The organism is Arachidicoccus sp. BS20 (assembly GCF_001659705.1).
Taxonomy (GTDB): Bacteria; Bacteroidota; Bacteroidia; order Chitinophagales; family Chitinophagaceae; genus Arachidicoccus.
Window position 1 is genome coordinate 2154445 of record NZ_CP015971.1, and the last position, 23492, is coordinate 2177936.

Below are 23492 nucleotides of genomic sequence, written 5' to 3' on the forward strand. Positions count from 1 at the left end.
AGGATTTCGTAAGAAAATTCAATAATATTTTTTCTTCATCCGCAAACTTGCTTTTACCAACAAAATCAAAACGGGAACTTCTACCAACGGACCAATTACACCAACAAATGCTTCGGGCGAATGAATGCCGAAAATAGCGATGGCAACGGCAATAGCCAGCTCAAAATTGTTGCCTGTTGCCGTAAAAGCAACAGAAGCATTTTTGTCGTAAGGAATCTTCAACGATTTATTAATAAAGAAACTCGCAAAAAACATCAGTACAAAATAGATGATTAACGGAATGGCAACTTTTATAACATCCAAAGGCAATTCCAAAATTTTATCGCCCTTCAGGCTGAACATCAGCACAATGGCAAACAATAGAGCATACAAAGTAACCGGAGAAATTGCGGGCACAAATTTTCTGTTGTACCAATCTTTTCCTTTGGCTTTTATTAAAAAATAACGGCTGAAAAATCCTGCTAAAAAAGGTACTCCCAAATAAATCGCAACGCTTTGGCTTACTTCTTTCATCGGCACGGAAATAGTGAAATTTCCCAAGCCTAATTTCGCAGGCAATACATTGATGAAAAGCCATGTGTAAAAGCTGTAAAACAATACCTGGAAAATACTGTTGAGCGCTACCAGTAACGCGCCGTATTCACGGTTTCCGCTTGCCAAATCGTTCCATACAATGACCATTGCAATACACCTTGCAAGTCCGATTAAAATCAATCCCGCCATATAATCCGACTCGTTTCGCAAGAAAATTATTGCCAGCAGGAACATTAAAACAGGACCAATAATCCAATTCAACAACAAGGAGACAGACATTACTTTCTTATCCTTAAATGCTTTGGGCAACAAGGAATAATCCACTTTTGCCAACGGCGGATACATCAACAAAATTAAACCGATTGCGAGCGGAATATTAGTGGCGCCTACGGAAAGAGAATTTGTGATATTTGAAATATCAGGGAATAAATATCCCAATGCAACACCGGCAAGCATTGCCAGAAAAATCCATAGCGTTAAGTACCTGTCGAGGAATTTTAATTTCGGCTGCATAGTTTTTATATCCAGTATTTAATTTGCTGTGCTTCCGCAACGAAATCTTTTATTTTTTCTTCTATTTCATCGCGCACATTTCTTGTTGCCTGTAACATTTCGTCCTTTGTTCCTGCAAACAGCGAAGGGTCTTTAAACGACCACGCAATACGTTTTGATTTTCCCGGAAATATCGGGCAACGCTCCGCGCTTGCGCCATCGCAAACAGTAATTACAGCGTCGTATGATTTACCTTGCTTTAGAAAATCAAACACGCTTTTTGTTCCGTTTTTGCTAATGTCAATTCCAGCTTCATTCATCACTTCAATCACGTTTGGATTAAGCATTCCCGGCTCTAAGCCTGCGCTTTCGGCTTCAAAAAATTCGTTGCCATATTTCTCTAAAAAAGCTTCTGCCATTTGGCTTCGCGCCGAATTGTGTACACACACAAATAAAATTTTGCACTTGTTCATTGGCTGTGGTATTGTGTTGTTAAGCATTGACAATATTTCTTTGATTTCAGATAGTTTCATTTTATATTTTGTATTATTGCAATATTACAATAATGATTTTCAAAAAAATACCTTAGCAGCATTTTTGATTAGCTATTTTCGAAAGAATGTTGGAAAAATAATTTTGTAGTTTTTCAATCGCCTTTTCATCAATGCAATAGCAAATGGTATTGCCTTCAATGCTCCCTTTTATCAATCCTGCATTTTTCAATTCTTTCAAATGTTGGGAAACCGTTGGCTGTGCTAAAGGCAATTTATTCACAATATCGCCGCAAATACATTCGTTCACTTTCATCAAATGTTCCAATATGGCAATTCTCGCAGGATGCCCAAGCGCTTTCGCAAGTGTCGCAATCGTATTTTGCTTATTGGTAAAATGCTCTGTTTTTGTCGCGCCCATTTTTTTAAATTTAATATTGCAATATTACGATAAACTTTGTTTAAAGTAAATTCTTTTTTCTGAAAAAATTTTTACTGTTTGTTACACGAAAACTTCAGCCAGATAAAACCAACTATCATAGATAAAAAAGAACCGGCAATTACGGCAATTTTTGCGGTAGATTGTACATCTGCATTATTAAAAGCCAACGAAGAAACAAAGATAGACATGGTAAAACCTATTCCAGCTAAAATGCCCACTCCCCAGAACTGGCGCAGGTTTGCGCCGTGCGGCATTTCAGCCAGCTTGGATTTTATCAACCCAAGAGAAACGCCCACAATGCCCAGCGGCTTGCCGATAAACAATCCCACAATAATCCCCCAGGATAAAGTCGATTCAAATGCACCGAGAAAATTCGACGGCAACAAAATACTTGTATTTGCCAAAACAAAAATCGGGATTACAACAAAATTGACAAATGTGTGCAGTTTGTCTTCATAGACGTGAAGCAACTCTCGCGGCAACAAAAATGCAAATACAACGCCCGCGACCGTTGCGTGAATGCCGGAATGATACATACAGAACCACAACGCAACGCCAAACAACAAACGCAGCCATTGGAACTTTTGCTTTATCATTTTATTTAAGAAAAATAACGAAACCATTGCAGCAATTGCACCAAGAAAATACAACCATTCAATTTGACTTCCGTAAAACAATGCAATCACAAGTATCGCAATCAAATCGTCGATAATAGCAAGAGCTGTTAAAAATACGCGTAATGAATCGGGAACTTTTTTGCCAAGCAAAGCCACGATGCCAAGAGAAAAAGCAATGTCCGTAGCCGTTGGAATTGCCCATCCGTTTTGAAAATCTGTACCTTTGTTAAACAATAAAAAAATAATTGCAGGTAACGCAACGCCGCTCATGGCAGCTATTACAGGCAATATCGCTTGTTTTAAAGAAGATAATTCGCCTACAAGCATTTCTCTTTTTATTTCCATGCCTGCAAGAAAAAAGAATACAGCCATCAATGCGTCGTTAATGAAATGCAACATGGAATGAGGCAAGTGTACCGCTTGGAAAAACGGGATTTCCATTTCCCAAAAATCGTGATAACCTTTCCCGAAAGAAAGATTGCTGATGATTAACGAAAGCGCTGTGCAACAAAGCAACACAATGCCTACCGAACGGCTGTCGTGGATAAAACTGTATAAAGTATATTGAATTTTTTTACGCATAGGACAGATAATTTTTCCAACCGAAAGGTAAGACTAAAAATAGTCAATAGGTAATATTCAACAAACAATATCCAATCAAATGTCCAATCATCTTTATCAATGCGCCAGCAATTCGTACTTCGATTTTGGTCGTTTATTTTCCAGCCATTGAAATCCTTTCAACCGGATAGATACATGGTTTACCTGCCGCATTGGATAACTTTTACCCGAAATATCTTTTCTTCCGGCAAGCTTTGACAATTCCTTATCGGCAAAATAAAAATTCAGTATGCGTGAGTTTAATGTCGTTACATTAATATATTTATTATTATCGTCCAGTGAATAAAACACGCTTTGTGCATTCCCTGTTGCAGCAATACTGTCAAGCTGCCCGCCGGTAAACCAGCCTTCAATTGTTCTACCGTACATTTGATTGAAATATTCATTCGTGCTTGCTCTGTGCAAAGTATCGGACTGGCTTATCATTAACCCGTTGTACCAGACTTTCATGTATTTGGGCTTACTGTTGGCAGTATATACGTCAATGGTATCGCCTATAATTTGTGATGCCTGATTGCCCGACGTGGTTGTCCATACAACCGGATTCTTAAATAACTGGAACAACGAATCTTTCCCATCATAATACATACTGTCGCCAATAGCTTGCATGGAATCGCTGTAAATACGTACGTTATAATAAGCCTCTAAAAAGCGGCTCGCTTTCGTTTCCTGTGGAATAGAATCTTTTCTACCGCTCGCATTACTTACACCCGGCGTAAGGTCTATGCCCGAACTTTTATTAGCAGATGAATCTATAACTTTCGGTTTATTATTTTTTAATGTGTCGATAATGCCGGGTGTACGCTTGCCGGAGTTATCTTCTTTTCCCTTAAAAATTCCTTTATCTTTTTCCAAAGGAACCGAATCTTTTAACGGCTGATGAGGAATGGAATCTTCGTTGTGTTGTTTTTTGAAAATACCGAAAATACCTTTTTTTTCCGGTTTTTGTATTTCACTTTTTACCGGCGGAGCAAGAGGCTTTGCCGTAGAAGAATCGGCTTGCCGCCATACAAATGTTTTTCCCACCTTTTTAAACATTGGTTTTGGCGAATGTTGTACTTCAATATTATTATGAACGGTATCGATAGTTCGGGTAGAGTCCTGTTCAATATTCGGCAAAACAAGCGCATTACTATGGACTGTATCTTCAATGGTTTTGCGTACCGAGTCTTTACCTGTGTTATTTATCACGCTGTCCGAATATCTTGCAGAATACAATGTATCGGCGGCAATAAAAACCGAATCGCCTGAACCTTGTTTCAATATTGCAACAGGATTAACTGTTGCCAAAAAAGACGATTGAATACGGTTGCTTTTTAAATCGTTGCACAAAACTACGATGCCTTGTGCCGTGTCTTTATACACCACTTGTCCGCGTGCTTCGCCAAAGCCGCTGCTATCGTCCGCTGCGACCTCGTCTGCGATTAAAGTAGAGCTGCTGTCTATTATAATGGGACGTTTGGCAAAATATCCTTTTCTTTCTGCTAAGTAATAATAACCACTATCAGTAACGATACTTTTATTCGGACCGCTCGTAATATTGGTATGTACCACAAAATCGGCACGCTTCGTAAAAGTGTTATACAGAAGAGAATCGGTTTTTACGGTATATTGCGGGTCAACCAGCACTACATTTCTGTAAAATGTAGCATCTCTGGTATCGCCGAAATAAATGCCGTTGAGGCTTGTAAGTACCGTAGTTCCACTAACTAATTTTCCATTCAGGCTGTATGTGGCAATTTTTGTATTCAGGTCATAGTCGAGTTGCGTTGTAGTAAGCGTGCTTTTACTGTCCGTAAGTTTTACATTATTTTTCAGGAAAGCTTTCCTGTCTGCGCCCTGATAGCGCATATAGTCGGAATAAATATTCACGCTGTCATTGTCATTGATATGCACATGACCGAATGCTTCCATAATGCGCGAAATAGAATTAATGGCAACGCTATCGCAATAAAAAAGCGTAGTGCCTTGCCTTATAGCTACATTGCCGGAATTGAAAGTGATTTGAGTAGTATCGTTCAGCTTTTTAAATCCTTTTCTGTCGGTATGAATGATAAGAATATCTTTTCCGTTTCTACCTGTATCAATTTTATTGTTGCCGGGCTTTTGTCCATAAGCCGCATTCTTTGCGCCTGCGAACACAAAGAGTAAAACAATGATTAGAAAGAACCTGTATATTGTTGTTATATTTTTGCTGATATTCATTTTTTATTTTGGCATTGCCGGTGGAAGGCTGTCTTTCGCAAGCGGCGTTTCAAGATAATTGCTTTTATCTTTTTTTCCGAAAACAGACACATTTATATAACGTTTCGGGTGTACTCTTAAATCGTCCAGTAAAATATGTAAGCTGTTAATAGTTGTTGCAAGTTTGTCGTACATATCCTTACTGCTTAACAATGCACCCACAGAATTGTCGGGCGATTTCATAGCTGCAAGCAAAGTATTCAGATTATTTTCCGATGTCTTCAACTTATCTGCAATACCTTTAAAGTCAGCCTGAGAAAGATTGCCGGTAACAATTTTCATATTTTCCATAATGGAATCTATGTTGCGGTTATTGGCTGCAAGGCTATGGGAAAAACTATCAAGATTTTTAATTGTACCGGATAACGCTCCCTGCTGCAAGTCAAGCGCATTATTGAATGCACGCATAGTTTGTTGCAAGCCTGCTGTTACAATGCTTAAATTAGCCACTATTTCGCGAATATGCAGCCGGGATTCCGAATCCAGAATATTATTGATGTTTCCCAACAATGTATCTGTATGCAGCATCACAGATTTTGCCTGTTCTGCCAAAGGTTTTATCTGGCTTACCGCCTGCCCCAAAACGCCGGGCGTTAGCGTAGTTACCAAGGTATCGCCGGAATGCAGCATTTCCTCAGATTTCCCCAGTGCGACTTCCACACTTGGCGTGCCTAACGGATTGCTGTTAATATTGGCAGACGAGCCTTTGGGTATGTCGTAGTCTTTGTCCAATTTTATTTCTACCAAAATTTCTTTCAAATCTTTGCTTGCTGTAACAGCAGAAACCGTGCCCGCCTGAAATCCATTAATAAGAACAGGATTTGAGGTAACTAACCCTTGGGACTGTGGAAATTTGGCATACAGGAAAAAACCGCTTTTGAATACGGGCTTTCCTTTCAAGAAATTAAAACCCAAGAATAAAAATACAATAGCAACAATAGTAAGTGCGCCAATTTTTGTTTCATTAGATATTTTCATTCGTATATTTTTATTCTTTTTTCATTGCAAAATACGGGAAATTCCGCATCATAGCTTTTGCAAGTTAAGCGTTCCTTTTTTAATTCGATTGTGAATTGAAAATAAAAATAGTCAAAATTTTTCCTCTGTACAATTTCATCTTAAAACAAGATAAGTGTCCTCTGTTTTGCGGCTAGTGTATCAAGCCTTTATCCACCTGATTTTTATAAGCGACAATTGCCTGAAAAAGCGCCGAAGCAATCTGTTCTTGTCCCGATTGGCTGTTCATATAATCTTCTTCATGCGGATTGGAAATAAAACCTACTTCCGAAAGAATGCTCGGCATAGCAGTCGCTTGCAATACCCAGATGCCTTTATCATTTCGCTGTTTTACACCATTGCCAACATAAGCATGAATTTTTCGCCCTTGCTGTTTGTATCCATCCTGAATCAAATTTGCCAACAACAAGCTGCGGGAGAAATATTTTCGGGTACGGATGGATGCCATAATTTTTTCTTCAGTGGTCATGTCCGGTAGTGTAGAATCTTTTTCCTCGCCATAAAGTTCCGCAGAATCCTGGTTGCGTTGGATAAATTGCTGCTTATCATCATTCTTGTTTACCGCCCACACATAGGTTTCCGTTCCTTCGGCGCTGCTTGGTGTAGTCCAGCGATGATAAATGGGCGTTTTTCTCACATGACGCTTGCGGCTTTTGCCTTTGCCGGTGTAGTAAACCCGCGTTCTATAATCAACAATTCTGGAATGATGGTCCGGAGGCGCATCATTGGCATGAATACATACGAATAAGTCTCCGTGGTTTTCATTGGCAAATTTTGCCCGCCAACGATTTGCCAAATCTTTATCGTGCAAGCCGCCGGGCAGGTTTTGGTCGGAACGGGTTATTAGTACTTTAATTCCCGGCAATGAATCCTGTATTTTTTTTACCAGTTTTTTTGCAATAGCCAATACAATATTTGCTTCGCAACTATATTTTCCTTCTGCTCCGGGGTCGGGAAACCCGTGTCCGGGATCAACAATGATGGTGTTCAATTGCTGACGCGATGATTGCGCATGTACAGGCAACATCATGCATACTGCAATTACCAAACTAAAACAAATTAAAATTATTCCTCGGTTCATTTCTCAAAAATCTTTAAAGCTGCGGTTCAACGGGACGTTTCAATTGCAGAAAATCAAAAATAAATGATGTTGGCATATACTCCGTTAAATTTTTCCTATTTGTATAAAAAGATAGAGGATTCGCCAAATAAAAAAGCGGACTGTTTGTGTCCGCCTTTCTTATTATTTCAAAATAGTCTTTAGAAAAACTTTGAACGATAATCTTTAATGGTCGCTTCTTTTTGCAATCCGGCAAGGAAAGCTCTTTGCAACTGTTGCAACCAGTTTTGCTTTAAGGCTTCTTTTATTTGTTCAGGATTGGCATCTAAAGAAGACTTGGCAGAAACATTCAATGGTTGTATGCCAAATACACCTGTATTGCCTGCAATAGGCGTGCTCGTTTTGTTCAGCAACGAAGCGTTGAATGCTGCGCCTATAACTTTAGGTTCGCTGCCTACATTAGGAATAAAGCCGCCCGAGAAAGAAAGACTATCCGCGGTTACAATGCTTGCTCCGCTGGACTGTGCGTAGCTTTCCAATGTATTGCCTTTGAATTTGCTGTCGATAATAATTTTAGCTTTCTTACGGTTGGCAATAATTCCCTGCACATAAGGGCGAACTGTTGCAGCATCGGGCAATCCGGCTTTTGTATCGCCGGTAAGCGTTGCCACTACAAAGTTATCTCCTATTTCCACAGGCTGCGATACATCGCCTACTTTGTGCGCGTATGCCCATTTTATCAATTCACGGCTTATGCCGAAATTACCGATTTGATAATCGTTTTCTTTCAATCCGTTGAAAGGAAGCGCAGCAAGGTGTTTTTTCTGCGCATTTTCTTCAAACGCTTTTTGCGTTTGGCTTGAGGCGACAAATTCGGATGCTACATTGTTTACCGAATCTATTGTTTGCTGCGATGCCGCAATTGGGCGGCTGATGGATGCTATTTTATAGCCTTCCGTTGTGCCTTTTTGACCAAGTATTTCAATATAATGATAGCCGTAGCTGGTTTTTACGATTTTGGTATCGCCTGTTTTTCCGGTAAAAGCAAAATTGCTGAACTCCGGCATCATTTGACCTGACGGGAAATAATCTATTATGCCGCCTTTTGTTGCACTGCCGCCGTCTTCGGAATATTTTTGAGCAATGGAATCAAAGCTCGCGCCGCTTTTTATAGCAGCCACAGCACTGTCAAGTCTTTTTAATGCGTCGCTATCACTGCGCACTTGTTCCCATTGACCGGTTTGCTGGTCTTGCCGTGCAGTCATTACTAATATGTGACGCACTTTTACCGAATCGGGCATGGAAGTTTTCGCTACCATTTTTGCAAGAATGTAATTGTTGTTGAATACATAGGGTCCATAAAGTGAATCAACCGGTGTATTCAAGGCTTGCGCATAAGGCATTTGAAGCGCCTGCATTTGGCTTGCGCTTATATATTCATTAACATAGGGAAGGCTACCGCCTTTTGCTGCAACAAATGCAGAATCATCAGACGCTGCAATAAAATCTTTCTTCAGCCCGTTAAGCGTATTCAGGACAGAAGCCGTATCTGCCGAATTTGCTGCTGCATTAAACGCAACCACCGAAATAGAACGAGTTTCATCTTTCTGTTCAAACAATTTTTTATGTGCAGCTACATACGCATTGATTTCTTCATCAGAAACTTTTACGGCACTGTCGCTTACTGTTGAGTAAGGAACGGTAACATAAGAAATTTTAGCAATGGCATTGTTATCGGCAGAGGTTTTTGCAGCCAGCCAGGACGGAACGTAAACGCCACCCATTAATAATGCTCCGTATTTTCCCATTAAAATTTGTTCGGTAGTACGGTCGATTATTTGAGCAACTGCGCTTTTATCCTGTGCACTTCCTCTTCGCTTGATTTCTTCCAATCTGTTAGCGGCTAATGCTGGGTCATATTGTCCTGTTTGCGGATTGACAAACGCTTGTCTGAACTCTTGCGGAGGATTAGCTCCGTAAAGTGCATTGCTCATATCTTTTTGCGTGGACACAACACCTAACTGCGCGTAAGCCTGTTTCAGCAAAGTTGATTGTACCAAACCTTGCCACACACTTTCTTCCACCTGCTCGCGCGGTGCAGTTTGGTTTGCCTGCGTAGCGGCATCTACTTTTGCATTAAAGTCGGCAAGTTCAATTTTGTCGCCGTTTACTTTTCCTACAACCGAAGTATTGGAAAACATATTACCGCCTTTGGAATAATCCATCATCACAAAAGCAATTAATGCAATACCAATGAGAATAGAAACTATCCAAGCGCCTTTATCTTGAATCTTCTGAATAATAGACATAACCTTTCTAACTTATTTTTTAAGAATCGCAAAAATAACGTAATATATGATTGTACCAAATGTTATTTCCGAAAGGTGCGGAAAGTTTAATTAAAGATGAAAATTCCATTATTTACTGATTCTGTTTTGCTCATCGTCAATGCCGGAACCGGAATGGTCGCGTGTTTTGAGATTTTTATTCCCGAAGTTGTACGAAAATGAAATACTTATTCTGCGGCTTTCCCATTTGTTGTGCAGGTGCATATCTATATCCTGAAATTTTTCGACAGCGATATAGGATTGTGTATTGAAAATATCGTTTACATTTAATTTTATATTTGCTTTTTTATTCCAGATACTTTTCTGCAAACCCGCAAAAATACTGTACTGTGGATTGGATAACCATACTTGGTGTTGGGCTTTTGAATTGTAATATCCGCTCAGTTCCGCTTTCATATTCCAAGGCAGACTGAATGTATTTTCGCTGTTAAAACTGAAGGCAATTCTTCCGTTATTAAAATTTGCATTATTAATTATTCCGTCATAATTTTTTTGATAAATACTTATGTAATTATTACTATTCCACCATTTTGTAATATGTATGGGAACAGAAAAACTTAAATTCAGATTGTTAAAATTTGCCAGATTGGCGCTGGTTTCATAAGCAGTATGTGCCGTATCGTTTTGTTTTATAATACTTGTAATAGCGTTGGAAGTGTGGCTATAACTGAGTGTTGTAATAATATTTTTGTAGGTATAATTTATTTCAAAAGAATTAGTGAATTGCGGTTGCAAAAACGGATTGCCTTGCCCGTAAGTAAACTGGTCGATGTAATAAGTAAACGGATTCAATTCGGAATAATCCGGCCGGTCGATTCTGCGACTGTAAGATGCGCCGACAGAATTATTATCGTTCAATTTTTTCCGCAAAAAGATGCTTGGAAACAACTGAAAATAATTTCTGTTTACAACAGAATCAATCGTTATCTGGTCGGCTTTGGAAACCGTTTGTTCTCCGCGTAAGCCCGCTTGCAACGACCAGCCTTTTTTAAATTCTTTACTCAAATTGATATACAGCGCATTGATATTTTCCTTGTAAATAAAATGATTGGTGGCGCCTGTATCGTTCGTCCAGATATTGTTCAAAAGATTGTCATATTCCACGTTGTTGTCGCTGGTAACAAAGCTGCTTTTCCAGCCCGCTTCCAGCTTTGCATTATTTTTCAAAGGCAAAGTATAATCTATCTTCCCCGATTTTATTTGTATGTCCGAAGGCAGATTTCCGCGGCGAAGTTGCGGCTCGTGCAACCGGTTTCCGTCGGGATTTAAAAATTCCGTATTCAGTTGCTGATGCATTGAACTATTAAACTGTGAATAATCAAAATTCGCAGTAAGTTCCTGTCCCGATGAATCGATTTCCCATTTGTAATTCAAATCGTAAGTGAGCGAATGCCATGGCTTTTTTTCTGTTGTATGGGATACAACAGATGAATCGAGATGGTAATTTTCATCGTAAAAATGAATAGGACCGGAAACCAAATGCGTTCCTGATTCAAAAGCGCCGTCCACCATTGCGCCGATGGTTTGGTTGCTGTCGATAGAATAATCTACTCCCGCTTTGAAACTTTGATAATTATCGCTTTCCGTTTGCGGATTGGATTGCTGCATTATCAAGCTCGGCATTGAATTATTATCGCTATAAAACTTGCGCGTAAGGTTAAAAGTTCTGCTGTTCTTCCCGTCGGAAGAATTAAAATTGCCAAACAGATTTACTTTCCCTTTCTTATAATTCATGTTCAGTCCGGCGTTGTAATGCGGATGAATGCCTTGCGCATAACCCGCATTCACGCTGCCGTTCATGCCTTCGTTGGAATTTTTCTTTAGCTTGATGTTGATGATTCCTGCCGTTCCCGCAGCATCGTATTTTGCCGACGGATTGGTCATAATCTCAATTTTTGAAAGCTGTTCCGAATTCATTGAACGAAGCATATTCACAAGTTGGTCGGCGGAGAGATAAGTTTCCTTCCCGTCAATCATTACGTTTACGCCGTTTTTGCCTTTCAGGCTGATGTTGCCGTCATGGTCAACCACAACGCCGGGAATTTTTTGCAACACTTCCAGTACATTGTTACCAGCAGCAATAATGCTTCCTTCAACATTTACCACCATCTTATCAATCTTTTGCTCGATTAGCGGTTTAGTAGCTGTAACGGTTACGCCTTGCAACTGTTTATCGGTTTCCTGCAAAATCAGTCTGGAAACATTTATTTCAGCTTGCTTTCCGTCAACTGAAAACGGCAGGCTGTACGCCATTTTTTTTCCTGTAAGACTTGCCTTAACCATGTATTTTCCCACAGGAATATTGGAAAATTTATACAGACCGTTTTCATCCGAAATAGTGTTTTTTATCGCCGAAGAATCTTTTGTCTGTAATAATATAACTGTTGCATAAGCCGCCGGGCGATTTTGCTCGTCCATAACGATTCCTTTAATTATTTGATTATCAACATTCTGCGCTTTTAATAGTTGAATACCGAATACTGATAAAAAGATAAGAACGAAGATGATTTGCTTTTTCATTTTCTATATTTTATAATACTTACCAATACATATTACAAAACAAAATTAAGTACTATGTAATACAAAGTACAAGCAAATTCATTAACGGTTTTCAGAAAGGATAAGCGGAAGGAAGTGGTTTAAAAAGAAAAAGGAAGCGTAGAAACGCCTCCTTATTTTTTAATCACAAAATTTAAAAAATGAAAAATTATTTTCTGCCGGCAAACCTGCTCAACAAGCGCAGGATTTCCATGTACAGCCAAACCATTGTTACGAGCAATCCGAATGCACCGTACCATTCCATATATTTCGGCGCACCCATTTGCGAACCGCGTTCAATCATATCAAAGTCTAATAAAAGATTCAGCGCAGCAATTGCCACAACCACTAAAGAAATACCAATACCGAGTGCACTAGAATTATACATGAACGGCAAATTTACATGAAACAAACTCAATATCATTGCAATGCCGTAGAACAATAAAACACCTACTGTTGCAGATATAATTACTGAGCGAAGCTTATCTGTAACCTTAATAATTCTAAATGCATATAATGCAAGCATAGAAACGGCTACCGCAAAAGTCAATCCCACAGCCTGCATTACAATTCCGGGATAACTTTGTGCAAACATATCATTGAACACAGCAGAAACTCCGCCTAAAAACAAACCTTCCAAAATACCATATAACGGAGCAATATATTTTGCTGTTTTGGGCTTGAAAGAAATAATCATTGCACATATAAATCCTGCAATTGCGCCCACCATCATCCATGTTTGCATTTGCGATATTTCGCTCTTTGCGTACAAGCTCCAACTGTAAAAAGCGCCTGCCATTACCATTAACAATAAAAAAGCAAATTTTCCCGCCGAGCCTGCAACAGTCATTACTCCTTCGGTCGTATCATATTGTTGCGTAGCATTTCCGAAAACTTTTTCCGACATTGCCGGATTACTTGATTTAAATAGAGCCATAGTTTAAAAATTTGAAGTAAAGGTAATACTTGAAAGTCTAATACATTATTAAAAAATATTGCCGCAGGTGCCCGGATGATTTTCTACCATTTATCTGTGCATCTGTGGTACTCCAATTATTGTTTCGCGCCGGGATAATGTTCCACCGTTTCAAACACATATCCGGGATTGCGTGTTTTTAGCAGCCGCATAAATTTGTATAAAGAGTCGGAATAATTCGGTCGGTTAAACATTCTGTCGTGCGACAAAAGAACCACCGCATTTCTACGATGCGTGTGATGATTGTTCAAGGCATTTTCCACCATGCGCACCATTGTTTCCGGCGTTTGCACAGGCACGGAACCATGACCGCTTGGGTCGCGTTTGAAATTCCATTCCGTGTCCCAACCGATAACGTTGTACCCTGCGGAATCCAGCAACTCACACACAGGTTTTACCAATGGATGCGCCTGCATACCCGTAGCTAAAACCCACGCACTATTGCCCGGCAAACGAATGAACTTTTTCTGAACATCGAGGCTCGCTTGCGCCTGCATAAAATCGTCAAAGCAGGAACGGACATGATGATAAAATGCAATGTATTTATCTCTGGCGTGCGTGTAACTGTGATTTGCCAAAAGAATTTCGGGATAAGCATTACGAATCGTATCAACTGCATCGTGCATAGCTTTCCCATAAGTCGCATGAAGCCCTACCATAAAGAAAGTTCCTTTTAGTCCAAGCGCTTTCAGATTGTGATATACATTCATTGTTCCGGGTTGCGGACCATCGTCAAATGTGAGAAAAACATACTTTTTAGTTGAGTCGATAGCAGCCGTGTCTGTGGCTGCTATCGTATTGACCGTTTTTGTTTTTACCGTACTGTCTGGAGGAATAATTGTTTCGCTTTTTACAGCTGTATCGTGCTTCTCAACCGTTAAAACAGTATCGGCTACGCTCGCAGGTACCGGAGCTTTTTCGCTGCGATTATTGTTGCATGCTGAAAATATGAAAACGCACATACCAACTTTGAGTAAAGAATATTTCATGCTGTATTTTTTATAAAACAAGAGCGAAGATAGTCGTTTGATGGTTAATAAATTGTTGATTTATAGAACAAGCTTTCTCGTGCTTCATCTACATTCATGTATCTTTATTAACTTCGCAGCCTTGTTCTTTGTTATACACCATAAGTTACAGGTTTTTCCGAAAGGAAAATTAAAAAGGAACCGTGTGTAAATCACGGGCAGACGTGCTACCGTAAGTTTCGTACCACACGATGCAACAATTTATATCCACTGATAAAATTTTATTGGGAAGGATGTTGCACCGGAAACAAGCCGGGATACTTGCCTTTAATTTTGGTCGGAGCTTTCACGATATAAAGCGGCGGCTGATGGGCATTTCAACAAATTCTTCTCCACAAGTTGAAGCACATCTTCATGTACTTACATCAACAAAAACTCCGCATAATTCAGAGCATGATTTTTATTGTTTCACGTTCTAAACAAATTAAAAACCATGTTTACGCAAAATTTAGGTTATCCGCGAATCGGTGGTAACCGCGAACTTAAAAAAGCCGTAGAAGCTTATTGGAGTAAGAAAATCTCCCAATCGGATTTGCAGCAGGCTGCACAACAAATCCGCCTGCACAATTGGCAACTGCAAAAAGATGCAGGCATTGATTTAATTCCGTCGAACGATTTTTCGTTGTACGACCAAATGCTGGATATGTGCCTTACGGTAAGCGCCATTCCACATCGTTTCCATCCGTTGATTGAAGACAAAAAATTATCCGAAACAGATTTATATTTCGCGATGGCGCGAGGCTTTCAAAGCGACGGCTTCGACATTACGGCAATGGAAATGACCAAGTGGTTCGATACGAATTATCATTACATCGTTCCAGAATTTTACGAAAACCAATCTTTTAATTTCTTATCTAACAAAATAGTTAATGATTATAAAGAAGCCAAGCAAGCGGGCATCGAAACGAAGCCTGTCATCATCGGTGCGCTTACTTTTTTATTGTTGGGCAAGGAAAAAGAAACGGAATTTAATCGTCTTGATTTGTTGAAAAACCTGTTGCCCGTTTATAAAGAAATATTGAAACAGCTGTCGGATTTGAATGTGCAATATGTTCAGTTCGATGAACCCATTTTGGCAACAAATCTCTCAAACACAGAATTGACGGCACTTTCAGCGATTTATACCGAATTAAAAAGTGCATTCCCGAACATTAAATTTGTACTCGCAAATTATTTTGAATGTTACGGCGAAAACCTTTCAACGGTTTTAGGTTTGCCTTTCGATATTATTCATTTGGATTTGGTAAGATGCCCTTCACAATTGGATGATATTATTGCTTCCGAAAAGGTTAGTTCACAAACGATATTTTCACTTGGTGTAATTGACGGAAGAAATATTTGGAAAAATGATTATGAAAAATCATTGGCAATCATCAATAAAGCCATTAATCATTTCGGAAAAGAAAGATTAATGCTTGCACCTTCATGTTCGCTATTGCATACGCCGTGCGATTTAGACAGTGAGAAAAAACTGGATGATGAATTGAAGAATTGGCTTTCATTTGCGAAGCAAAAAATCAACGAACTTGCCGAACTGAGCAAGATTGTTGATAACGCGCCCGAAGCAAATGAATTATTGGAGAAAAATAAAGCGGCAATTGCTTCACGCAAAAACTCTACGCGCATTCACAAAGGAGCCGTGAAAAACCGTGTGAAAAATATCACGGATAAAGATGCGGAAAGACAAAGCATTTTTGCAGAAAGGCAAGCAAAGCAGCACGCATTATTTAATCTTCCTTTGTTCCCAACAACAACGATTGGTTCGTTCCCGCAAACGACCGATGTACGCAAATTGCGCGCACAACTGAAGAAAGGCGAAATCTCTGAAACCGAGTATACACAAGCATTACAGGCTGCGACTATTGAAACAATCCGCTTGCAGGAAGAGTTGGATATTGATGTGTTGGTTCATGGCGAATTTGAACGTAACGACATGGTGGAATATTTCGGAGAAAACATTGATGGTTATGCTTTCTCAAATTTTGGTTGGGTGCAAAGCTACGGTTCGCGCTGCGTGAAACCGCCGATTATCTACGGCGATATTGAACGCAAAAATCCAATTACGGTGGAATGGTCATCCTTCGCGCAAAGCCAAACAAAACGCTTGATGAAAGGAATGCTCACAGGTCCGATTACGATGTTACAATGGTCTTTTGTTCGCGACGACCAACCGCGTTCGGAAACAGCTTTTCAACTCGCTTGGGCAATCAGAGATGAAGTTGTCGATTTGGAAAAGGCAGGCATAAAAATTATCCAGATTGATGAACCTGCCATTCGTGAAGGCTTGCCTTTGCGCAAAGAAAATTGGCAAACCTATTTGGCTTGGGCTGTGAAAGCCTTTAAAATCGCAGCTTCCGGCGTGCAAGACGAAACGCAGATTCATACACACATGTGCTACTCCGAGTTCAACGATATCATTCAATCTATTGCGGATATGGATGCCGATGTAATTACGATTGAAACGTCGCGCTCGCAAATGGAATTGTTGGATGCGTTTGTTCAGTTTAATTATCCTAACGAAATTGGACCCGGCGTTTACGATATTCATTCGCCGCGCGTGCCGACCGTTGAAGAAATGGAAGCGTTGCTGGAAAAAGCATTAGCCGTAATTCCCGCGAAAAATCTTTGGGTAAATCCTGACTGCGGATTAAAAACGCGCGGTTGGAACGAAACCAAAAAAGCATTGGAAAATATGGTAAATGCAGCTAAGCAACTGAGAGTAAAAATCGAAGTTGAAGCGTAATAATAAGCAAACTCAAAGAAAGCTATAAGACATACAATCTTATAGCTTTCATGCTTTATCAATTTCTAAAATTTTACCAACATGATAACCATTTACGAACTATCTTCGATATATGTTTGGCATAACTATTTTGGGAAATAATTCGGCGCTTCCCGCGCACGGCAGGCATCCGACTTCGCAAATCATAACGATTGCAGACCAGCTGCTGATGCTGGATTGCGGCGAGGGAACACAATTTCGCATCCGTGATTTTCGTGTAAAGCGCAGCAAAATCAATCACATCTTTATTTCACATTTACACGGCGACCATTATTTTGGATTAATCGGGTTACTGTCGTCCATGTCTTTGCTTGGCAGAACGCAGGATTTGCATTTGTTTTCGCCCGCACCTCTGCAACAAATCATTGCACAGCAAACTGCAAACAACAAGTTGTCTTTCCAGATTAATTTTCATCCGCTGGAAGGCAATGAATTGATTTTGGAAGAAGAAAAATTTACTGTGAGCAGCTTCCGCGTTATTCATAAAATCGAATGCTTCGGATTCTTAATCAAAGAAAAGCATAAACCGCGAAAAGTCAATGCTGATGCGGCTTTACAGGCAGGCATTCCGCCCGAAGATTTTGAAGAATTGCAGCTTGGCGAAGATTATGTTTTGCCAAACGGAAGCATCATTTCCAACGAATCGGTCACATTCACGGGAAAAGAAAATAAATCTTACGCTTATTGTGCAGACACTTTATACACCGAAACTTTTTTGCCTTTTATCAAGAATGCGAATTTGATTTACCACGAATCAACTTATTTGAACGATTTAACGGAACAAGCAAAAGAACGCTTTCATTCAACAGCCGCACAAGCCGCAACTATCGCACTAAAAGCAAATGCCAAACGCTTGCTGCTTGGACATTTCAGCAGCAAATACAAAGAGCTTGATGAGTTTGAAACACAGGCAAAAGAAATTTTTCCAAATACCGAAATTTCGTGCGAAGGCGTAACGTATATTGTGTAAGATTTAATTTTCAAGAATAAAATTATTACTAAATTTTTTGGCAGCATTCATACACAGGTTTTATATTTGTAAAAAGAGAATTAATTATGGAAATTAGAACAGATTTATTTCTTGGCGACAGCAAAAAGATATTGAAACAACTTCCCGATAATTCTGTTGATTTAATCGTTACTTCTCCGCCTTATGCAGATCAACGCAAAGCAACTTATGGTGGTATTTCACACAATAAATATGTTGAGTGGTTTTTACCAATAACAGAAGAGCTATTACGTGTTTTAAAACCAACAGGAACATTTATTTTAAATATAAAAGAAAAAGTTGTTGATGGAGAACGTAGCACTTATGTGATGGAATTGATTATTGAAATGCGTAAACAAGGCTGGTTATGGACTGAGGAATTTATATGGCATAAGAAAAATTCTTATCCGGGAAAATGGCCTAATCGTTTTCGTGACGCATGGGAAAGATTACTTCAATTCAACAAAGACAAAAAATTCAATATGTATCAAGAAGAAGTAATGGTTCCAATGGGCGATTGGGCAAAATCAAGATTAAAGAATTTAAGCGATACAGATAAAGTAAGAGATAATTCAAAAGTAGGAAGTGGCTTTGGTAAGAACATTTCAAATTGGCTAACAAGAGATAAAGCATATCCAACAAATGTTTTGCATTTAGCGACAGAATGTAACAACAAGAATCACAGTGCAGCATTTCCTGAAGAACTTCCTGAGTGGTTTATTAAATTATTTACAATGGAAAATGACGTGGTGCTTGACCCATTTATGGGCTCAGGAACGACGATTCATGTTGCTAACAGAATGAAACGTAATTCAATTGGAATTGATATTGTGCCCGAATATTACAAAATGGTAAAAGAACAAGTAGAGCCTATTGAATTATATTTATTAGAGTCAAAAGTAAAATATGAAACCCCTAAATCTAAAGGACGTTACGCAGTACGTTGAAGACAATATTGGAACTTTTCATCAAAAAAGAATTGCAGGTTTGAATGGTTTGAGATTAAAGAAAGTTCTTGCCAAAAAAAATCCTTATTTATTCAAAGCAAAATATATTTTAACTGCTCAAGATATTATTAAAAACTTGACAGACGCTTTTATTTCATCGCAAGAAGAAACAATCTTTGGAGATTGGTTAGAGGGACTTGCAATATTTATTAACAGTAAAGTTTATAATGGTCGTAAATCGGGCATTCAAGGAATTGATTTGGAATTTGATAAAGACAACACCCGTTATATTATTACAATAAAATCTGGTCCAAATTGGGGCAATAGTTCTCAAATTGGAAAAATGAAAGCAGATTTCAAAACTGCACAAAGAACACTTCGTACAAGCAACTCAAAATTGAACATTGTTGCAGTCAATGGTTGTTGTTATGGCAGAGATAACAGACCCGATAAAGGCGATTATTTCAAATATTGCGGACAACATTTTTGGGAATTTATCTCCGGGGACAAAGAATTATATCTAAAAATTATCGAGCCATTAGGACATAAAGCCAAAGAAAGAAATGATGAGTTCATTCAATCTTATTCTCAAATGATAAATGTATTTACAAAAGAATTTGCGGATACATTTTGTAATGAAAACGGTTCTATAAATTGGAATAAACTTGTTTACTTTAATTCTTCAACAACTCGATAAGATTAAATATTTACTAAGAGTAAAATTGTTCATAAAATCATTCATGCAATACTGGAAAAAACTTACACACAAGCAACAAGACGAACGAATATCCAAAGCGTTGGAACAAAATTTTGCCTTCGGCGAAAACGGAACGTTGGGAATACCCGCATCCAAGCTCGACAGCAAAGTGTTCTACGACGATGCGCCTTTTTTAAAAGACGCGCCATTGCTGAGGACTTATGTGCAAAACCCGAATCATATTGGTTGCCACACGTTAGGCGAATCCGAGCCATTTTTCGCCGGAACGCAAGACATCGAGCGCGAAGTAATCGAACTGCTGAGTGTTGATATGATGCACGCGCAACCACATTCCTGCGACGGATATATTGCGGGCGGCGGCACGGAAGCCAACTTGCAAGCTGTATGGATTTATAGAAATTACTTTCAAAAAGAAATTGGCGCACCGGCTGAAAGCATTGCCCTGCTTGCATCCGAAGACACACATTATTCTGTGTCCAAAGCGTCAAACATTTTCGGGATTGAATTTTTTCAGGTAAAAGTTGATTTTAATTCACGAAAAATTTTACAGGATAATCTGGAAGCAATCATTGAAAATGCGATTGAAAAAGGCAAAAAATATTTCATCATCATTGCGAATATGGCAACAACGATGTTTGGCAGCGTGGACGATATTTCCGTGTACGAAGAAGCAATGAAAAAATATGCTGTTCCATTTAAACTCCATGTGGACGGGGCTTTCGGCGGATTTATATATCCTCTCAGCGAGCCGGATAATTATTTGAATTTTGCAAATCCTGTTGTTTCTTCCATCACTTTGGATGCACACAAAATGTTGCAGGCTCCTTACGGCACAGGCATTTTTTTGGTAAGAAAAGGATTAATACAACACGTTTATACCGAAGAAGCTCAATATGTAAACGGCATGGACATAACACTAAGCGGAAGCCGTTCCGGTGCAAACGCAATCGCCGTTTGGATGATTTTACAAACATATGGCTACCACGGTTGGCTGGAAAAAATCAATACGCTTTTGTTCCGTACTGATTGGTGTTGCAAGGCATTGGATGAAAAGAAAATTCGTTATTACCGTCATCCAAAGATGAATATTATTACCATTCGTGCAGAAGATATTTCACGGGAAATTGCAGAGAAATATTATTTAGTTCCCGATACACACAACGGAAATATGCGTTGGTATAAAATTGTTGTAATGGACCATGTAGATATTGACAGATTGCAACAGTTTGTGGAAGAATTGTAAAAGTTAAGGTTACCACTCAAGCGGCAATAACGTGCAAACGGTTTCATTTTTTTTCTTTGTGTCCCTTTGTCTCGTTGTGGTTTAGGTCAAGGTTCATTTCCTTTTAAACACCGGCACGGTGCTGCAAGGTTCGCCGTACATAATGCTTTGCGCGTAAGGCAATAACTGTTTTGTAATTTCCAAGTATGCAGAAGCGGAAACATCCAAATCGCCGCAACCTTTAATTACAACACGCTTTCCTTGAAATGTAGCAAAATCGATACTTTCCAAGTTTTTGATAAATAATGAATTGAGCAATTCATCTTTTGCCCCTGCAATAAAATCCTTTGCAAAAGGTTGTAAATAAGTCGCGACTAACATGAATGCCCAGCGCGGAATTATGACATCGGAAGAGCAAAATACGGCAACATATTTATCCTGATATTCTTGCCAATTTATTTCTTTTAATTTTTGCCGAAAATCTTTTTCTTTCAAAAGCATTTCCATGAAAAGCAAAGGTTTCAAATCAAAAGCAACAATTTCTTCCTTCGGATAATATTCTTCCAAATCAATTGTTACAATGCCGCTTGCCGCCACTTTATTAACGATTACATCTTCCATCACACAATATTTTCAAATGCAAAGTTCTGTATTTCTTCTCTAAATGTTTGCTTATATTTTTTATCCTTTATATTTACACAATCACTTTTCAAAATATGGATTCAACAAACACAAACCAAAAATCTCATCCGCGCGGATTGTATTTATTGTTCTTTACCGAAACTTGGGAACGCTTCAGCTATTATGGAATGCGTGCCATTTTTATGACGTTCATGATTCACATTCTCATGCTGAACGATGCAACGGCTTCCAACATTTACGGCAGTTACACAGGTTTGGTTTATCTTACCCCACTGCTTGGCGGTTATTTAAGCGACCGGTATTTAGGCAACCGAAAAAGCGTTATTATCGGAAGTTTAATAATGGCAATCGGGCAGTTTTTTCTCTTTTTGAGTGCATCCACAAGCGGCGCAAATGCTATTACAATGATGTGGGCGGGTTTAACTTTCCTCATTAGCGGCAACGGTTTTTTCAAACCAAACATTGCCACAATGGTTGGACAATTGTACTCGAACGGCGACCGGAGAGTGGATATTGCTTTTACTATTTTTTATATGGGCGTAAATCTCGGTGCAATGATTTCGCCGATTATTTGCGGTACGCTTGCCGAAAAAATTAATTATCGTTGGGGCTTTCTTGCCGCAAGCATCGGAATGCTGATTGGTATGTTCGCATTCATTTTGTATAAAAGAAAAATGCTTGTGAGCCACGAAGGCAACGATGTAGGAATGCCTGTAAAACCACTGGACATAAAATCGGTTATTTATATCATAGGTTCTATCGGGTTGATATTTTTCTTTCTCAATTTTCAACAAATATTCCATTCCGACCTTGACATTATCAATTATGTGATTTACGGTTCACTCATCATTATTCCGACCATTATTTTAACCAATAAAACCCTGACTTCCGATGAACGAAGCCGTATCTGGGTTTTAGTTATTCTGGTATTCTTCGTGATTTTCTTCTGGAGTGCTTATGAGCAGGCAGGCGCTTCTTTGACCATATTTGCCGACAAACAAACCGATAGAAATATTCTTGGTTTTGAGGTGCCGGTTGCATGGTTTCAATCGGTAAATGCAGTGTGTATTTTGTTATTTGCCCCTGTACTATCCGCTATCTGGATAAAATTGGGCAAAAGAAACCTTGACCCGGCATCTCCACGCAAAATGGCTTTCGGGCTGCTGTTTCTTTCACTTGGGTTTGTAGTTATCGCCATCGGTGTTCACGGTGTGGACAGCACAGTAAGAATAAGTATGTGGTGGTTAATTGCTTTATATTTTTTACATACAATCGGAGAATTGTGTTTATCTCCAATCGGTTTATCAATGGCTTCAAAGCTCGCGCCTATGCGGTTTTCGTCCTTGATAATGGCGACCTGGTATTTGGGAAATGCAGCGGCAAATAAATTCGCAGGAACATTAAGTTCGCTCATTCCGCCGAGCAGCGACGATATTGCAAAAGGCGCAAAAATTCCGCACATACTTGGATTTCAGGTTACTAATTTGTTTGATTTTTTCATGATATTTATTGTGATGACAGGTGTTGCTTCATTGATACTTTTCCTCGTAAGCGGACGATTAATTAAAATGATGCGTGGTATAAGATAAATGGCTGAAACTTTACAAAGAAAAAGCGTTCCGGAGATTTTCCGGAACGCTTTTTCTTTGTAAAAAATATATTTCTTTTAAAAGTCTATAAATTTAATAGACTTTTAATATATTTGCGTTGCAATTGAGTCGCAAGTACAAACTCATATATATTCGTTCTGTTCGTTTGTTTAAAATTCCAAAACTACTGCTAAAC

The 23492-nt window shown here is 39.1% G+C and carries 18 protein-coding genes and 1 riboswitch; of the genes, 6 read left to right on the forward strand and 12 right to left on the reverse strand.

Features of this window, described 5'->3' with window-relative positions:
• Positions 1-18 precede the first annotated feature (18 nt).
• The 11 genes from arsB to A9P82_RS09775 all read right to left on the reverse strand — a co-directional run bounded on the left by arsB (position 19) and on the right by A9P82_RS09775 (position 14369).
• Positions 19-1047 (reverse strand): ACR3 family arsenite efflux transporter, encoded by a 1029-nt coding sequence (arsB, locus tag A9P82_RS09725; protein ID WP_066207348.1) that lies wholly within the window; start codon positions 1045-1047, stop codon positions 19-21.
• A 5-nt stretch (positions 1048-1052) separates the two neighbouring features.
• Positions 1053-1559 carry an arsenate reductase ArsC gene (locus tag A9P82_RS09730; RefSeq protein ID WP_369815710.1) on the reverse strand — a complete coding sequence of 169 codons (507 nt, stop codon included), beginning with the start codon at positions 1557-1559 and terminating at the stop codon, positions 1053-1055.
• Positions 1560-1611: 52 nt separating this feature from the next.
• Positions 1612-1938 (reverse strand): ArsR/SmtB family transcription factor, encoded by a 327-nt coding sequence (locus tag A9P82_RS09735; RefSeq protein WP_066207351.1) that lies wholly within the window; start codon positions 1936-1938, stop codon positions 1612-1614.
• A 71-nt stretch (positions 1939-2009) separates the two neighbouring features.
• The gene (gene nhaA / locus A9P82_RS09740) at positions 2010-3158 is read right to left on the reverse strand and encodes a Na+/H+ antiporter NhaA (RefSeq protein ID WP_066207354.1); all 1149 of its coding nucleotides are present in this window, start codon (positions 3156-3158) and stop codon (positions 2010-2012) included.
• A gap of 96 nt (positions 3159-3254) precedes the next feature.
• Positions 3255-5402 carry an OstA-like protein gene (locus A9P82_RS09745; RefSeq protein WP_066207356.1) on the reverse strand — a complete coding sequence of 716 codons (2148 nt, stop codon included), beginning with the start codon at positions 5400-5402 and terminating at the stop codon, positions 3255-3257.
• A gap of 3 nt (positions 5403-5405) precedes the next feature.
• On the reverse strand, positions 5406-6419 hold the full coding sequence (locus A9P82_RS09750) for an MlaD family protein (protein WP_066207360.1): 1014 nt from the start codon (positions 6417-6419) through the stop codon (positions 5406-5408).
• A 172-nt stretch (positions 6420-6591) separates the two neighbouring features.
• A complete protein-coding gene (locus A9P82_RS09755; RefSeq protein WP_082915301.1) occupies positions 6592-7539 on the reverse strand; it encodes an N-acetylmuramoyl-L-alanine amidase family protein in 948 nt (315 codons plus the stop codon).
• Between the two features lie 179 nt (positions 7540-7718).
• On the reverse strand, positions 7719-9827 hold the full coding sequence (locus tag A9P82_RS09760; RefSeq protein WP_066207366.1) for a peptidylprolyl isomerase: 2109 nt from the start codon (positions 9825-9827) through the stop codon (positions 7719-7721).
• A 108-nt stretch (positions 9828-9935) separates the two neighbouring features.
• Positions 9936-12386, reverse strand: coding sequence for a TonB-dependent receptor domain-containing protein (locus A9P82_RS09765; protein ID WP_066207369.1), 2451 nt, complete (start codon positions 12384-12386; stop codon positions 9936-9938).
• Between the two features lie 187 nt (positions 12387-12573).
• Entirely contained in the window at positions 12574-13341 is a 768-nt protein-coding gene (locus A9P82_RS09770) for a Bax inhibitor-1/YccA family protein (protein WP_066207372.1), read from the reverse strand.
• Between the two features lie 116 nt (positions 13342-13457).
• The gene (locus tag A9P82_RS09775; protein WP_066207375.1) at positions 13458-14369 is read right to left on the reverse strand and encodes a polysaccharide deacetylase family protein; all 912 of its coding nucleotides are present in this window, start codon (positions 14367-14369) and stop codon (positions 13458-13460) included.
• A 132-nt stretch (positions 14370-14501) separates the two neighbouring features.
• Positions 14502-14691: riboswitch (cobalamin riboswitch) on the forward strand.
• 150 nt (positions 14692-14841) lie between these two features.
• Here A9P82_RS09775 and metE point away from each other — a divergent pair.
• From metE to A9P82_RS09800, 5 genes are all read left to right on the forward strand, one after another.
• Positions 14842-17151 (forward strand): 5-methyltetrahydropteroyltriglutamate--homocysteine S-methyltransferase, encoded by a 2310-nt coding sequence (gene metE, locus A9P82_RS09780; RefSeq protein ID WP_066207377.1) that lies wholly within the window; start codon positions 14842-14844, stop codon positions 17149-17151.
• A 112-nt stretch (positions 17152-17263) separates the two neighbouring features.
• Entirely contained in the window at positions 17264-18160 is an 897-nt protein-coding gene (locus tag A9P82_RS09785; protein WP_066207378.1) for a ribonuclease Z, read from the forward strand.
• A gap of 86 nt (positions 18161-18246) precedes the next feature.
• Positions 18247-19125 carry a DNA-methyltransferase gene (locus tag A9P82_RS09790; RefSeq protein WP_066207380.1) on the forward strand — a complete coding sequence of 293 codons (879 nt, stop codon included), beginning with the start codon at positions 18247-18249 and terminating at the stop codon, positions 19123-19125.
• On the forward strand, positions 19085-19822 hold the full coding sequence (locus tag A9P82_RS09795) for a PmeII family type II restriction endonuclease (RefSeq protein WP_066207381.1): 738 nt from the start codon (positions 19085-19087) through the stop codon (positions 19820-19822). The genes A9P82_RS09790 and A9P82_RS09795 overlap by 41 nt, the downstream gene beginning before the upstream one ends.
• Before the next feature lie 43 nt (positions 19823-19865).
• Positions 19866-21086, forward strand: coding sequence for a pyridoxal phosphate-dependent decarboxylase family protein (locus A9P82_RS09800; RefSeq protein ID WP_066209807.1), 1221 nt, complete (start codon positions 19866-19868; stop codon positions 21084-21086).
• Between the two features lie 93 nt (positions 21087-21179).
• Here the strand turns inward: A9P82_RS09800 and A9P82_RS09805 are convergent, their stop codons facing one another.
• The gene (locus tag A9P82_RS09805; protein ID WP_066207382.1) at positions 21180-21686 is read right to left on the reverse strand and encodes a DUF2480 family protein; all 507 of its coding nucleotides are present in this window, start codon (positions 21684-21686) and stop codon (positions 21180-21182) included.
• Between the two features lie 95 nt (positions 21687-21781).
• On the opposite strand from A9P82_RS09805, the gene A9P82_RS09810 reads away from it, so the two are divergent.
• Entirely contained in the window at positions 21782-23296 is a 1515-nt protein-coding gene (locus A9P82_RS09810) for a peptide MFS transporter (protein WP_066207385.1), read from the forward strand.
• Positions 23297-23492: the final 196 nt, after the last annotated feature.